The organism is Phenylobacterium sp. J426 (assembly GCF_024699945.1).
GTDB lineage: Bacteria > Pseudomonadota > Alphaproteobacteria > Caulobacterales > Caulobacteraceae > Phenylobacterium.
Genome location: NZ_JAJOMY010000001.1, coordinates 2,382,351 through 2,396,257, shown reverse-complemented (window position 1 = coordinate 2,396,257; position 13,907 = coordinate 2,382,351). Strand labels below are relative to the sequence as shown.

14 protein-coding genes and 2 pseudogenes are annotated in these 13,907 nt (G+C 70.1%); 4 read left to right on the top strand and 12 right to left on the bottom strand.

From position 1 onward, the window contains the following. Window positions 1-60: 60 nt before the first annotated feature. Window positions 61-1,023 (bottom strand): hypothetical protein, encoded by a 963-nt coding sequence (locus LRS10_RS12610; protein ID WP_257837564.1) that lies wholly within the window; start codon window positions 1,021-1,023, stop codon window positions 61-63. A 91-nt stretch (window positions 1,024-1,114) separates the two neighbouring features. Here LRS10_RS12610 and LRS10_RS12605 point away from each other — a divergent pair, with 91 nt between their 5' ends. Next, entirely contained in the window at window positions 1,115-1,999 is an 885-nt protein-coding gene (locus LRS10_RS12605) for a phytanoyl-CoA dioxygenase family protein (RefSeq protein WP_257837563.1), read from the top strand. Here LRS10_RS12605 and LRS10_RS12600 read toward each other — a convergent pair. From LRS10_RS12600 to LRS10_RS12565, 8 genes and pseudogenes are all read right to left on the bottom strand, one after another. Further along, entirely contained in the window at window positions 1,996-3,042 is a 1,047-nt protein-coding gene (locus LRS10_RS12600) for a tetratricopeptide repeat-containing glycosyltransferase family protein (RefSeq protein WP_257837562.1), read from the bottom strand. The two genes, LRS10_RS12605 and LRS10_RS12600, sit on opposite strands and share 4 nt — an antisense overlap. A gap of 14 nt (window positions 3,043-3,056) precedes the next feature. After that, entirely contained in the window at window positions 3,057-4,103 is a 1,047-nt protein-coding gene (locus tag LRS10_RS12595; protein WP_257837561.1) for a tetratricopeptide repeat protein, read from the bottom strand. A gap of 125 nt (window positions 4,104-4,228) precedes the next feature. Further along, on the bottom strand, window positions 4,229-6,307 hold the full coding sequence (gene cckA / locus LRS10_RS12590) for a cell cycle histidine kinase CckA (RefSeq protein ID WP_257837560.1): 2,079 nt from the start codon (window positions 6,305-6,307) through the stop codon (window positions 4,229-4,231). A 34-nt stretch (window positions 6,308-6,341) separates the two neighbouring features. Continuing rightward, window positions 6,342-7,394: pseudogene (gene flhB / locus LRS10_RS12585) on the bottom strand (flagellar biosynthesis protein FlhB); the annotation flags it as partial. A 39-nt stretch (window positions 7,395-7,433) separates the two neighbouring features. Then, window positions 7,434-8,183, bottom strand: a pseudogene (fliR, locus tag LRS10_RS12580) (flagellar biosynthetic protein FliR); the annotation flags it as partial. A gap of 34 nt (window positions 8,184-8,217) precedes the next feature. Then, window positions 8,218-8,481, bottom strand: coding sequence for a flagellar biosynthesis protein FliQ (gene fliQ, locus LRS10_RS12575; RefSeq protein ID WP_257837559.1), 264 nt, complete (start codon window positions 8,479-8,481; stop codon window positions 8,218-8,220). Between the two features lie 111 nt (window positions 8,482-8,592). Next, window positions 8,593-10,143 (bottom strand): ABC transporter permease/substrate-binding protein, encoded by a 1,551-nt coding sequence (locus LRS10_RS12570; protein ID WP_257837558.1) that lies wholly within the window; start codon window positions 10,141-10,143, stop codon window positions 8,593-8,595. Next, complete coding sequence (locus LRS10_RS12565; protein WP_257839156.1) at window positions 10,140-10,901, bottom strand: ABC transporter ATP-binding protein; 762 nt, start codon at window positions 10,899-10,901, stop codon at window positions 10,140-10,142. Before LRS10_RS12565 ends, LRS10_RS12570 begins: the two co-directional genes overlap by 4 nt. Window positions 10,902-10,987: 86 nt before the next feature. Between LRS10_RS12565 and LRS10_RS12560 the strand changes: the two genes are divergently transcribed. After that, window positions 10,988-11,512 (top strand): superoxide dismutase family protein, encoded by a 525-nt coding sequence (locus LRS10_RS12560; protein ID WP_257837557.1) that lies wholly within the window; start codon window positions 10,988-10,990, stop codon window positions 11,510-11,512. A 44-nt stretch (window positions 11,513-11,556) separates the two neighbouring features. Here the strand turns inward: LRS10_RS12560 and LRS10_RS12555 are convergent, their stop codons facing one another. Genes LRS10_RS12555 through LRS10_RS12545 form a run of 3 tightly spaced genes read right to left on the bottom strand, consistent with a single transcriptional unit; the run spans window position 11,557 to window position 12,733 of the window. After that, on the bottom strand, window positions 11,557-11,874 hold the full coding sequence (locus tag LRS10_RS12555; protein WP_257837556.1) for a flagellar hook-basal body complex protein FliE: 318 nt from the start codon (window positions 11,872-11,874) through the stop codon (window positions 11,557-11,559). Between the two features lie 11 nt (window positions 11,875-11,885). Next, the gene (gene flgC / locus LRS10_RS12550) at window positions 11,886-12,302 is read right to left on the bottom strand and encodes a flagellar basal body rod protein FlgC (protein ID WP_257837555.1); all 417 of its coding nucleotides are present in this window, start codon (window positions 12,300-12,302) and stop codon (window positions 11,886-11,888) included. An 11-nt stretch (window positions 12,303-12,313) separates the two neighbouring features. Continuing rightward, window positions 12,314-12,733 carry a flagellar biosynthesis protein FlgB gene (locus LRS10_RS12545; protein WP_257837554.1) on the bottom strand — a complete coding sequence of 140 codons (420 nt, stop codon included), beginning with the start codon at window positions 12,731-12,733 and terminating at the stop codon, window positions 12,314-12,316. Window positions 12,734-12,823: 90 nt separating this feature from the next. On the opposite strand from LRS10_RS12545, the gene LRS10_RS12540 reads away from it, so the two are divergent. Both LRS10_RS12540 and fliP read left to right on the top strand, forming a co-directional pair. After that, window positions 12,824-13,105 carry a flagellar biosynthetic protein FliO gene (locus LRS10_RS12540; protein ID WP_257837553.1) on the top strand — a complete coding sequence of 94 codons (282 nt, stop codon included), beginning with the start codon at window positions 12,824-12,826 and terminating at the stop codon, window positions 13,103-13,105. Next, complete coding sequence (fliP, locus tag LRS10_RS12535) at window positions 13,102-13,899, top strand: flagellar type III secretion system pore protein FliP (protein ID WP_257839155.1); 798 nt, start codon at window positions 13,102-13,104, stop codon at window positions 13,897-13,899. Before LRS10_RS12540 ends, fliP begins: the two co-directional genes overlap by 4 nt. The last annotated feature ends 8 nt before the right edge of the window (window positions 13,900-13,907 follow it).

The following is a 13,907-nucleotide window of genomic DNA, read 5'->3' as shown; positions in this document are numbered from 1 at the left end:
CTTGCCGCGGGAGCGCCAGCCTCGAAGACCTGAAGCGGCTTTCAGGCCGGCTGAAGGCGGCTACTGGCCGCGTGCGTCCAGCGCTGCCCTGACGCGCGCAAGCACGCTGGTCCAGTCCCCGGGCGCCGGCTGGCGATACAGACGCATCGAGGGGTACCAGGGACTGTCCTCGCGATCCCACATCCAGCGCCAGTCCGGGGCGAAGGGCAGCATCAGCAGGGTGGGCTTGCCCATGGCGCCGGCGAGGTGAGCGATGGCGGTGTCGATCGTCACCACGCAGTCGAGACCGGAGATGATGCGGCGGGTGTTCTCGAAATCGCCGGCGTCCTCGCGCGCGAGGCTGACCACGCCCGGCCAGCCACGGACCACGGCGGCGGCCTCGGGCGTCAGGGAGCGCAGCGGATCGGGAGTGGCGCGGCCGAACAGCATGACGCCGACGCCGTGCGGCGGCGCATCCCGAGGCTCCGAAGGCAGATAGGGCTCGACCGGGAGGGCGTCGAGGGTCGCGCCGGTCCGCAGCGGCAGGGACCCCGACATGCACCAGGCGTCGTGCCGCGGCAGGCGCAGCTCGGGCCCGGCTTCGACCACCGTGGCCGGCAGATGCCGGAACAGCGGCGCGAGCTCGGGCGGCGCGGCCCAGGTGACCTTCACGCCCTGGTCGTGGAGCACACGGGCGAAGCGGGCGTACATGATCTGGTCGCCGAACCCCTGCTCGGGCCAGACCAGCAGCGAGCGGCCCGCAAGGTCCTCGCCCTGCCATTCCGGGAACGGAACCTGCGGCTTCACCACGGGCTCCCGGCTGCGATCGAAGCGGACCTCGTAAAGCCGCAGGCCGCGGGCGTAGTCGCCAGCCGCCAGCAGGGCCAGGGACAGGTTGTCCTTCACGAACACGAGGTCGGGCGCCTCGCGCAGCACCTGGAGGTAACCGCCGATGGCCTCGTCCAGCCGGCCGGCGCGATGACTGGCGGCCGCCGCCTCAAAGACGGGGCGCAGATGCTCGGTCGGGGTCTTGCTGCCGGTCACGGGGGAAGTGTCGAACGGTCAAGCTTGGCTGGCAAGCCGCAGGGGCGCACCGTGCTTGCGCGTAGCGTCGCAGGCGGGCTTCTATTCGCCCATGAGGATCCCCGACGCCAAGCTCGCCGAGGTCTGGGACCGCGGGTTCACCGTGGTGGAAGGCTTCCTGGACAAGGACACACTGTCGGCGGCGCAGGACGCGCTGTGGGAGCTCTATCCGCGGCCGGAGGCCTACTTCGCCGATCCGTCGGCCTATCCGAGCTTCGCCAAGAGCCAGTTCGCGGGACTGCGGTTCTTCCCCTATCCGAGCTGGGCGCTGAACCGCGTGCCGGTCTATCCGGACCTGATCGACGCGGCCGAGCGCTTCCTGCAGACGGACGAGATCGACTGCTACAAGATCGAGCTGTGGGCCAAGTACTCGGGCGCGGTCGACTACGACCAGGCGCACCACCGGGACTATGAGAACCACACCATCGTGGTGCCCCGCGCCGACCAGCTGATGCCGCAGATGACCTGTTTCATCCTGCTGTCGGACGTGAGCGAGCTGGACGGGCCGACCAAGGCCGTGCCGATCGACAGGACCCGGCACATCCCGATCGGGGTGACACGCACCCAGATGGGCGAATTCTTCGACGACGAGGTGGCCGTCACCGGCCCCGCCGGCTCGATCCTGATCTACAAGACCGACGTCTTCCACCGGGGATCGAACTTCAAGGGCGAGGGGCGCTCGCGGTTCGTCATGCCAGTGGACTTCAAGCCGCGCGGCTGGCGCTGGCAGGGCAAGCTCGCCTGGCCCGACCGGACGCTGAACCCCGGCTGGAAGGAAGCCATGGTGCGGATGACGCCGCGCCAGCGCGACCTCTTCGGCTGGCCGCCCCCGGGCGATCCCTACTGGAACGCCCAGACCCTGGCCGACGTCGCCCTGCGCTACCCCGGCATCGATCTTGCGCCCTACGGGGCCGCGGCCCCGGCTGGGGTCGCCTAGCGGCCGTCGAAAGCGGCGCGGACCTCAGCGAGCAGGCTCGTCCAGTCGCCCCGCTCCCGCTGGCGGAAGATGCGGATCGAGGGATACCACGGGCTGTCGGTGCGGTCGCACAGCCACCGCCAGTCCGACACCGTGGAAACCAGCAGCCACACGGGCTTGCCCATGGCCCCGGCCAGATGGGCGACGGCGGTGTCGACCGTGATCACCAGTTCGAGGTCTTCGATGATCCGGCGTGTGTCCTCGAGGTCCTTGGCGCCGGTGTCCTCGGGCTGAAGGCTGACGACGCCCGGCCAGCTCATCAGCTCGGCGGCCACCTCGTCCGGCATCGAGCGCCAGCGGTCCTTGTGGTGGCCCGGGTTCCCGCGCGCGACGACGCCGACGCCGCTGCCGAACGGCTTCGACGGCAGATAAGGTTCGGCCGGGATAGTGCCGACGGTCACGCCCATCCGCCACGGCAGGGCCGACAGGATCGTCCAGGCGTCGTGGCGCGGAATGCTGGCCGAGCCCTCGGCCGACTGCACGTTGGCGCCGAGCCCCGAGAACAGGCGCACCAACGGCGGCTTGCAATACAGCGTCACCTCGACCCCGCGCTGGACCAGGATGCGGACGAAGCGAGCGAACTGGATCTGGTCGCCGAGCCCCTGGTCGGGCAGCACCAGCAGACTCCGGACCGGACCGCCCTGCCACTCCGGGAAGCTGAGCGCCGAGGTCCAGTGGGCGCGGGAGTCCTGCTCGTGGTAGAGCGGCCAGCCCTCGGCGTACGCGCCGCGGCGCAGCAGCGCCATTCCCAGGAACCAGGCGGTGGGCTTGTCGTCCGGCCAGCGCTCGTGGGCCTCACGCAGGACCTGCTCGGATTCCTGGTAGCGGCCTTCGAGCTCCAGCAAGACCGACAGGTTTCGGGCGACAGGCGGGGCCGGGCCGTCGCGCAGCAGACGGCGGTAGATCTGTTCGGCTTCGTCCAGGCGGTCTTCGGCGGTCGCCTTCTGCGCGAGCTCGAACAGCCGGACGAAGCTGAGCTGGCCTTTGGGATGAGCTTGGGACATTCGAACGGACCTGTTCAGCGGGCGTCGAGGGCGGCGCGCACCTCGGCCAGGACACTGCGCCAATCCTCCGCCCGCGGCTGGCGGAAAAGGCGCAGGGAGGGATACCAGGGGCTGTCGGCGCGGTCGCGCATCCAGCGCCAGTCGGGATCGAAGGGCAGCAGCAGCCAGCAGGGCTTTCCCATCGCGCCGGCCAGATGGGCGACAGCGGTGTCGACGCTGATCACCAGATCGAGGTCGCGGACGATCGCGGCGGTGTCGGCCATGTCGAGGGCGCCGGTGGCCTCTGGGGCCAGGCTGCGCACGCCGGGCCATGACAGCACCTCGTCGGCGAGGTCGTCGGGCAGCGAGCGCCAGGCGTCGTTCACGTGAGCCGGGTTGCCGCGGGCCATGAAGCCGACCCCCGACCCAAATGGCGCGCCGGGCAGATAGGGATCAGCCGGCAGGGTCTCGGGCGTGACGCCCATCAGCAGCGGCAACGAGCCGGCCAGGACCCAGGCGTCGTGCCGCGGCGGCTCGCCGCTCAGCGGGCTGGGGATCAGGCGCACCCCCAGCGGCTCGAACAGGCGGATGAGCGAGGGGCTGCAGACCAGGGTGACGTCGACGCCACGATCCTTCAGGACCTTGGCGAAGCGGGCGTACATGATCTGGTCGCCCAGGCCCTGGTCCTGGAGGATCAGCAGCGAGCCAACCGGGCCGCCCTGCCATTCCGGAAATGGGAAGACGGGCTTCACCCGGCCTCGGCGGCGGATGCGCGCCTCGTACAGCGGCCAGCCCTCGGCGTAGCGGCCGCGCTTCAGCAGCAGGCAGCCCAGGAGGAAGGCGGGCTCGGGATCGTCGGGCGCCATCTCGCAGGCGCGGCGGAACAGGGCCTCGGCCTCGTCGTCGCGGGCGGCGTCCTCGGCCATTCGGGCGACGTTGGTGGTGGCGGAGACGGCGTCGGCGGCGCGCAGGGCGCCGTAGAGCCGCCGGGCCTCGTCGACCCGGCCGGCCCGCTCGGCCGCGAGCGCATAGTCCAGCACCTGCGGCGGGGTCAGGCGGATCGTCTGGGGCTCGGAACTCAAGGGGCGGCGCTCTTCAGGATCGACCGGCGCGGTCAAACGAGCGGCGATCTTTGGAGGCGCCCGCCGTGGCGCGCAAGCCCGTTCGGGCCGCCCGCTGCGGCTTGCCGCGGGCGCATCCCGCGGCGTCAGGCGGCCTTCTGCAACTCCTGCTTCACCCGCTCGGCCAGGGTCTTGATGTCGATCGGCTTCGGCAGGAACGAGATGTTGCTCTCGCCCTCCAGAAGGTCCGAGAACTCGCTCTCGGCGTAACCCGAGATGAACATCACCGGGGCGGAGCCCAGGTATCCGCGGGCCTGCTTGAGCAGCTCGGGCCCCTGCATGCCGGGCATCACGACGTCGGAAATCATCAGGTCGATCTCCCCGGCGTGGGTCTCGGCGAGTTCCAAGGCCTCTTCGCCGCTGGCCGCCTCCATCACCTCGTAGCCGCGAGCGCGGAGCAGCTTGGCGGCGACGCCGCGCACCGCGTCCTCGTCCTCGACGAACAGGATGCGGCCGGCGCCGGAGAGGTCGCGCGCGGCGGGACGCTTCGGTTTGGCGACCGGTTCGGGCGGCGGCGCGACCTCCACGGCCGGCACGTGCACCGGCAGGAAGATGCGGAAGGCCGCGCCCTTGCCCGGCCGGCTGTCGACCGAGATCCAGCCGTCCGACTGCTTGACGATGCCGTACACCGTGGCGAGGCCCAGGCCGGTCCCCTCGCCCACCGGCTTGGTGGTGAAGAAGGGGTCGAAGATCTTGTCCATCGCCTCGGGCGGGATCCCCGGGCCGTCGTCCGAGACCTGGATCAGCGCCTGGTCGCCCTGGGCGGACGGATAGCCGAGCTTCTGGGCCTCCTCCTGGCTGACGCGGCCGGTCTTGATCTTGATGCGGCTGCCGCCGTGGGTGCGGATCGCGTCCCGGGCGTTGACCACCAGGTTCATGATGGCGGTGTCGAGCTGGCCGCGGTCGGCGCGGACGTGCGGCAGGTTGCGGCCGTAGTCGGTGACCAGCTTGATGTCTTCGGGCAGCAGGCGGCGCAGCAGCACCTCTGACTCGGAGATCATCTCGCCGATGTCGAGGATCTCGCGCTGGACGGTCTGTTTACGTGAGAAGGCCAGCAGCTTGCGGACCAGGTCGGCGGCCCGCATCGAGGTCTGCTTGATCTCGTTCAGCCCCTCGTAGGAGGGATCGCCGACGGGATGGCGGGTGGCCAGCACGTCGAGCTGCATCAGGATGGCGGTGAGCAGGTTGTTGAAGTCGTGCGCCACGCCGCCGGCGAGCTGGCCGATAGCCTGCATCTTCTGGCTCTGCGAAAGCTGCACCTCCATCTGCTTCTGCTCGGAGACGTCGACCAGGTAGGCGACCCAGCGGCCGTCGCTCTTGGACAGGTACAGGTGGGCGATCCGGGTCGGATCGCAGGCCAGGCGCACCTCGAGCGGCGCCCTGCCGTCGTCCAGGCGCTGGGCGGCGTCGGCGCGGCTGCCGGCCTCGATCAGCTCACCGAATGGCTGGCCGGCCTCCCATTCGCCGGCCACGGCCTTCAGCGCCGGATTGGCCTCGACGATGGTCGCGAGGAACGGGTCCTCGCCCTCGAGCAGGGCCGCGCCGAAGGGCGAGGCGGCGGCGAAGGCGTCCAGCACCTTGGGCGGCGGGGCCTTGGCGCCGGAGAAGGCGTTCAGCACCTCCATGGCGGCGGACGGCAGGGCCAGCGTGCCGGACTGGCCGGTCAACCGGACGAGGTAGCGGCGGGGACCGCCGCGGGTCTCGACGGGCGAGATCAGCGCCTTGCGCTCCTCGCCGGCCACCTTCAGCAGGGCGCGACCCAATTCGCCCCGGCGGGCGGCGGCCAGTGCGCCGAACAGGCTGGCGGCGGCGGCGCCGCTCTTCGGCAGACGCATGACCGGGCCCATGGCTTCGCGCCAGGCGGCGTTGGCCGCCGACAGCTTGCCGTCCGGCGAGGCGATGGCGGCGGGCTCGTCCAGCGCCTGGAGGAAGGTCTCGGCGCCCTGGTCGCTCTCGGCGGGCGCCTCGGCGCCGGTGCGCAGGACGAACAGCCCGAGGCAGGACACGCCCGCCAGGCCGATCAGCAGCATCATGCTGGCCAGAGTCGCCGGACCGGCGTCGAGCGCCAGCGCCGCGGCGAAGGCCACGGCGAGAAGGAAGAACACCACCGCCGCCCCCGTCAGGGGGTCGAAGCGGGATTTCGCATTGGACGGCGGCTCGGCCATGACGGCATCCGGCGATTCGGTCATCGGCATTCTGTCACAAGGGTTTAGCGGTCGCACGGCGCGCTGACGCCGCGTTCAGAATGAAGCCGATGATCTTGGCGACGGCTTCGTAGTGGGCGGGCGGGATCATGTCGTCGACCTCGACCGCGGCGTAGAGCGCGCGCGCCAGCGGCGGGTCCTCGATGACGGTGACGCCCGCCTCCTCGGCCACAGCGCGGATCTTCAGGGCGAGACTGTCCAGGCCCTTGGCGACGCACAGCGGGGCGCCGCCCTTCTCGGCTTCGTACTTCAGCGCCACGGCGTAGTGGGTCGGGTTCATGATCACCACGGTAGCTTCGGGCACCGCGGCCATCATCCGCTGCCGGGCGCGGGTGAACTGGATCTGCTTCTGGCGCGCCTTGACGTGGGGGTCGCCCTCGCTCTGCTTGTGGTCCTCCTTGACCTCTTCCTTGCTCATCCGCATCCGCTTCATGAAGCGCTGGCGCTGCCACAGCCAGTCGACGCCGGCGATGGCCAGGGACATCGCGCAGACGGCGAACAGCAGCCGCTTCAGGATCTCGACGGCGAAAGGCAGGATCGCCATCGGATCGCGGGCTGCCAGGTTGGCGAGCTCGGACGCGTGGGGTTCGAGGATCCACCAGGCGAGCAGGCCCATGACGCAGACCTTCACCACCGACTTGAAGAACTGCATCAGGCCGTCCGGGCCGAGCATCTTCTTCAACCCCTTGAGCGGCGACAGCTTGGCAAGGTCCGGCTTGAGCTTCTCGCCGCTGAACATCAGGCCGGTCTGGGAAATGTTGCCGGCCACGCCGCATACGGTGGCGACGCCGAAAACGACGGCAAGCACTGGGGCGGCGGCCATGACCGCATGGCGGATGATGCCGACGCCGCCCTGCCCGTCGACGGATATCTCGTGCGGATGGGCGACGTAGGGCAGCAGGTTCAGGGTCAGGCTCCGCGCCAGCCATTCGCCCAGGAACAGGACCGTCGCCGAGACGCCCGCCAGCACGGCGAAGGGCGACAGGTCCGGCGTTTTCGGGACGTCGCCCTTCTTCCGCGCCTCGGATAGTTTTCGCGGTGTCGGCTCTTCTGTCTTGGAGGCGGCGTCTTCGCTCATTGGCCGAGGAAAGCCCCCCACCAGCTCACGATAACGCTCGACCCAGACGAGGCCGATGGTGCCCAGGCTGAGGGCGAAGATCGCCAGTCCCAGCAGCACGATCAGCGGGGTGGCGACGAAGAAGACCTGGAACTGCGGCATGACGCGGCCCACGAGGCCCACCGCGACGTTGAAGATCAGCGAGAAGGCCAGGACCGGCGCGGCGAGCTGGAGGCCCAGGGCGAACGACTTGCTGACGGTCTGGATGGCGAGCTGGCCGGCGTCGGCGATGGGCACGTCGCGGCCGAAGGGGAACAGGCTGTAGGACCGGACGATCGCGGCCAGGAACATGTGGTGCAGGTCGGTCGCCATGATCAGCACCACGCCCATCAGGCCGAGGAAGGTCGAGAGCGTCGGCGACGGCTGGGCCTGCATCGGGTTCGCGGTCTGGGCGAAGGACAGCGTGGTGCCCAGCGACACGAACTCGCCGGCGGTCGACAGAGACATCATGAAGATCCGCAGGATGCCGCCGATCATCAGTCCGATCAGCACCTCCTGGATCACCTCGCCGGCCATGGCGCCGACCGACCCCGGCAGCGGCGGTGCGCCGGCGCTGAGCACCGGGAACAGCATCAGCGCGAGCGCGAGCGCGAACGACAGCCGGATCCGGGCGGGAATGAAGGTCTCGCCCAGCCCGGGCAGCAGGAGCACCATGGCGCCGAGCCTGGCGAACACGAGGCCGCCGGCGAACACCTGCTGGGCTGTTGCATAGGATTCCACTAGGGGGATTCCATGGGGCGTTGGGCGCCCCGCCTCACATCGCCGAGATGCGGGCGGCGATGTGCTGCATGAAGCCGCTCATCAGCGCGCCCATGAGCGGCAGGAAGATGAGCAGCGAGACGAAGATGGCCACGATCTTCGGCGCGTAGACCAGCGTCGCTTCCTGGATCTGCGTCAGGGCCTGCAGCAGGCCGATGGCGACACCGACGATCAGGCCGACGATGAGCACCGGGGCGGAGAGCTGGATCGTCAGCCAGATGGCCTCGCGACCGACATCCAGAACCTCGGCGCCGTTCATCGAATCCCCCGCCCACACGCACTGAAACCCGCGGAGAATCCGCGAGAGGCAGAGTCGACCGCTATGGTTAACGAACGGCTACCGGTGGGCAGGAATTGCCCAGTTGGACAGTCAGAGGCCGAGGTCGGTTTGGAGCTTGCGGGCGGCCTCGGCCGGGCTCGCCTTCCCGCCGTCGCGGTCCACGCTGTAGTTGGCGGCGCGCATGGCCTCGACGGGTAGCTTGCCGATCAACGGCTGGAGCGCGGCCAGCAGGCGAGCGTCGTCCCGCCGCCTGGGCGAGACGAGGACCACGGCGTCGTAGGGCGGGATCGCGGCCTTGGGATCGGTGAGCACGACGAGGCGGTCGGCGGCGATGCGGCCGTCCGAGGAGAAGGCCGAAATGACGTCGGCCTCGCCGCCCGCCAGCGCGCGGTACATGAAGGTGGGCTGGTAGGCGGTGGCGCTGCGGAACTTCAGGCCGTAGGCGGTCTCGACCGCCTTCCATTCGGGGCGCGACAGGAACTCCAGGTCGGATCCCAGCCTCAGGCCCGGCGCCTGGCGGGCCAGGTCGGCGATGGACGCGACGCCCAACTCGCGGGCGCGGTCGGGCCGCATGACGAAGGCGTAGGCGTTCTCGAAGCCCAGCGAGCCCAGGACCCGGACATCGTCGCGTCGCGCGAGCTCTGCGGTGAGTTGGTCGAGCACGGCCTGGCGGCCGGGGTTGTCGGTGCGGCCCAGGACGTTCGTCCAGAGCGTACCCGAATAGTCGACGTAGACGTCGAGTTCGCCGGCCGCCAGCGCCCGATAGGCGACGGCGCTTCCGAGGTTGTCCTTGCGCGCTACGCGGGCGCCTTCACGCTCGAGTCGGCCAGCCATCAGTTCGGCCAGGATATACTGCTCGGAGAAGTTCTTGGCGCCGACCACATAGGCGGCGGGCCTGCCGAGGCCGGCCAGCGGCAGCAAGGCGAACGCAACGCCGGCGACGAGGCCCACTGCGCCGGCCAGAACCAAGAGCCGGCGTCGCCGGCGCAGCCCTGCCTCCATCAGGCCAAGCAACTGGTCAGCGGCCAGCGCCAGGCCCGCGGAGGCGGCGCAACCGAAAAGCACGAAGACCCAGTTCTCGGTCTGCAGCCCGGCGAAGATGTAGTTGCCGAGGCTGGTCTGGCCCACCGGCGTGGACAGCGTGGCGGCGCCGATGGTCCAGACGGCGGCGGTGCGGATGCCCGCCATGACGACGGGCGCGGCCAGCGGCAGCTCGACCTGCAGGAGCTTTTGGCGCGGAGTCATGCCCAGGGCGTCCGCCGCCTCGCGGATCGCGGGCTCGACTCCGCCGATGCCGGCGACGGTGTTCCGCAGGATCGGCAGCATCGAGTAAAGCGTCAGCGCCAGCAGCGACGGCAGGAAGCCGAGGGCCGAGAAGCCGACGCCCAGGGCCGCCAGGCTCAAGGCCGAAAGCGCCAGAAGCAGCGGGTAGAAAAGCGCCAGCAGCGCGAGGCTGGGGATCGTCTGGATCAGGCTGGCCAGGGCGAGAAGCGGCCAGCGCAGGCGAGCGCTGCGGGTCGCGGCGATAGCCAGGGGCAGGCTGGTCGCGACGCCCAGCACCAGGGCCGAGGCGCTCAGCAGGACGTGCGCGCCGAGGTATTCCGACAGGCGTTCGAAGGCGGCGGCAAGGCGCGGACTCATGCGCCGAACCGGTCTTCCAGCCGCCTGGCCTGGCGCAGCGGCGCCTCCAGGAGATCGCGGACCTCCGGGTCGACGTTCCTGGCCAGCAGGTCGGCAGGAGCGCCGTCGGCGAGGATGCGGCCAGCCTTCATCACCACCACACGATCGGCCAGCAGGGCGGCCTCGGCCATGTCGTGGGTGACCATCACCGTGGTCAGCCCCAGCCGATCGTGCAGCGCCCGGTAGTCGGCGCCGAGGGTGTCGCGGGTGACCGGATCGAGGGCCCCGAACGGCTCATCCATGAGCACCAGGGCGGGCTCGCCCGCCAGGGCGCGGGCCACGCCCACCCGCTGGCGTTGCCCGCCGGAGAGCTCCGCCGGCAGGCGGTCGCCGACGGCGCGCGGAAGACTGACGAGCGCCAGCAGTTCGGCGACACGGGCCGCGATGCGGGCCGCCTCCCAGCCCAGCAGCGTGGGCGTGACGGCGATGTTCTCGGCCACCGTACGATGCGGGAAGAGGCCTACCTCCTGGAAGGCGTAGCCGATGCGGCGGCGCAAGGCGTGCGAAGCGGCCGCCGCGTCCTCGCCCAGGGCCGTCACCCGCCCCTCGTCCGGCCGGACGAGACCGTTGATGGTCTTGAGCAGCGTCGTCTTGCCGGAGCCGGAGCCGCCCACGAGCGCCACGAACTCGCCGGAGGCGACCCGAAGGCTGGCCGCATCCAGCGCGGCCTGGGCTCCGTAGCGCTTCGAAACGGCCTGGAGTTCGATCACGGGCGGCATCTTCCAAGGCCTAGCACGCTTCGCCATTCCCGGCCGCCTCGCTCGCGCGTTATGACGTCAGACACGTATCCCCAAGGAGTAGCCGAATGTCCCGACTGTTCGCCGTCCTCGCCGCCACCTCAGCCCTCGCCGGCGCCGCGCCCGCCTGGTCTGCTCAGGCCGAAACGCTCACGGCCGAGCTGAAGAACGGAGCCGGCCAGACGGTGGGGTCGGTGAGCCTGACCGAGGCCCCGAAGGGGGTGGTCATGCGGGTGGAGGCCAAGGGCCTGACGCCGGGCTGGCACGGCCTGCACTTCCACGAGAAGGCGGACTGCTCCAAGTCGGACTTCACGAGCGCGGGCGCCCACACCCGGCATCAGGGCCATGGGGGCGAGGCCAAGGCGGTGCATGGACTGCTGAACCCGGAAGCCAACGAGACCGGCGACCTGCCGAACATCCACGCGCACGCGGACGGATCGGCGGCGGCCGAGGTCTATACGACCCTGACGACGCTGAAGGCGCTGCGGGACGCCGACGGTTCGGCGGTGCTGATCCACGCCAACGCCGACGACCACAAGACCCAGCCGATCGGCGGGGCCGGCGCGCGCGTGGCGTGCGCAGTCATCAAATAGCCCTGACAAATCCCTCCCCTTCACGGGGGAGGGATCGCAGAGCCCTAGATCGGCATCCGCAGGATTTCCTGGTAGGCGCTGATCACCTGGTCGCGGACGGCCATGACCGTCTCCAGGCTGGCCTCGGCCGCAGAGATGGCGGTGACCACGTCGATCAGCTCGGCCTTGCCCTGGACCTGGGCGGCCATCTGGCCTTCGGCATGGCGCGACGCCTGGATAGCGTCGCCCATGGCGGCCTTCAGGATGTCGCCGAAGCCCGGGCCGGCGGCGGCGGGCGCGGCCTGGCTCTCGGCGCCGGGATCGAGCGAGATCCCCTTCTGGGCGGCGGCGTAGGCCTTGGAGGCGGCTAGCGCGGTGATCATGGCTTAAGACCCTACTTCTTCAGCAGGTCGAGGGTGCGCGTCTCCATGGCGCGCGCCGTCTCGATGACGTTGAGATTGGCTTCGTAGGCGCGCTGGGCCTCGCGCATGTCCATCGCCTCGACCAGGGAGTTGACGTTCGGGAGCTTCACATAGCCCTGGGCGTCGGCCGACGGGTGGCCCGGATTGTATTCGGTGCGGAACGCACTCTGGTCCGGCTCGACGCGAGCCATGCGGACGCCTTGCGCGCCCTGTACCTTGGTCGGCTCGAACACCGGCGCCTGGCGGCGGTAGGGATCTCCGCCCGCGGTCTTGGAGGTCGAGTTCGCGTTCGCCAGGTTCTCGGCGATGATCCGCATCCGCGCCTGCTGGGCGCGCAGCGCGGAGGCCGCGATCGCCTGGGCCACCCCGGCCATGGAGCGTTCAGCCATCGATCAGGTCCTCAGCGGCTCGGCGCACGGGCGGCCGTGCGCAGTATGTTCATGGACTTCTGGTAGAACCCGATGGCCGCGTCATAATTCATGCGGGCCTCGGACATCTTCATCATCTCCTCCTCCAGCACGACGGCGTTGCCGTTGAGCGTGGTCTCGGAGCCCGGCGCAGCCACCGCCTTGACCGCCACCGTGGACAGGCGGCGCTCGGATTTCGGATGCATGTGCCCGGCCTGAGTCGCCGCCATCAGGGTCGGCGCGCCCCGCGCCCCGTGCAGCTGCGCCTGGACGGCGAAGGGCTTGACGTCCTGGGCGACGTAGCCGGCCGTCTCGGCGTTGGCGACGTTCTGGGCGATCACCCGCTGCCGCTCGGACAGGTGGCCGAGGCGGTCGCGGAGCATCGCGAAGAGCGGAATCTCGGCCAGGTTCATGGCGAAGATGGTGAATAAACAGGGTTAATCGCCTCTTAAGAGACTCGGGCCGGTATGGGCCGCAAAGCACCTCCTGCCGCAGAAGCGCCCATGGGTTTCCTCGACTTCATCCAAGCCGTCTTCGCCCTCGCCGTGACCCTGGGCCTTGTGGGCCTCGGCGCGCTTGCGCTGCGTCGCTACGGGCCCAATGCAATCGCCCGCTTCGGCCAGCCGCAACGGCGCGAGCGTCGGCTGAAGGTGGTGGAGACCCTGATCCTGGACCCGGCGCGGCGACTGCTGATCGTCGAATGCGACGGGCAGGAGCGGCTGCTGCTGCTGGGCGAGGGCCGGCTGCTGGGCGAGACCCAGATCAAGATGACGGACGCCCGCTGATGCGCGACCTCCTGAAGGCGATGCGCGTCCTGCCCGCCGACGATTGGCGCCGCGCCGCGGGCCTGGCGGTCATCACCACGCTGGCGGCCCTGGTCTTCCCGGCGGCCGCGGCGGCGCAGGCGCTGAACATCGACCTCGGCACCGGCGCGGGGCTGACCGAGCGGGTCGTTCAGCTGGTGGGCCTGCTGACGGTGCTGTCGCTGGCCCCATCCATCGTCATCATGACCACCTCCTTCGTGCGGATCGTGGTGGTGCTGAGCCTGCTGCGCACGGCGCTGGGGGTGCAGCAGAGCCCGCCCAACGCGGTGATCGTCTCGCTGGCCCTGTTCCTCACCGCCATCGTCATGGGCCCGACCTTCGAGCGGTCGTACCAGGAAGGGGTCAAGCCGCTGCTGGACCAGCAGATGGAGCTGCCGGCCGCGTTCGACGCCGCCGGCGGCCCGGTGAAGACCTTCATGCTGAGCCAAGTCGACGAAGAGGACCTGGGCCTGTTCATCCGCCTTTCCCGGATCCAGAAGCCGGCGACGGCGGAGGAGACGCCGCTGCGGGTGGTGACGCCTGCCTTCATGATCAGCGAGCTGAAGCGCGCCTTCGAGATCGGCTTCCTGCTGTTCGTGCCGTTCCTGGTGATCGACCTGGTGGTCGCCAGCGTGCTGATGAGCATGGGCATGATGATGCTGCCTCCGGCGGTGGTCAGCCTGCCGTTCAAGCTGATCTTCTTCGTGCTGGTCGACGGCTGGCGGCTGGTCTGCGGCAGTCTCGTGGAGAGCTTTCAGCGCGGCGCCGGCGGATAGCGCGGCCC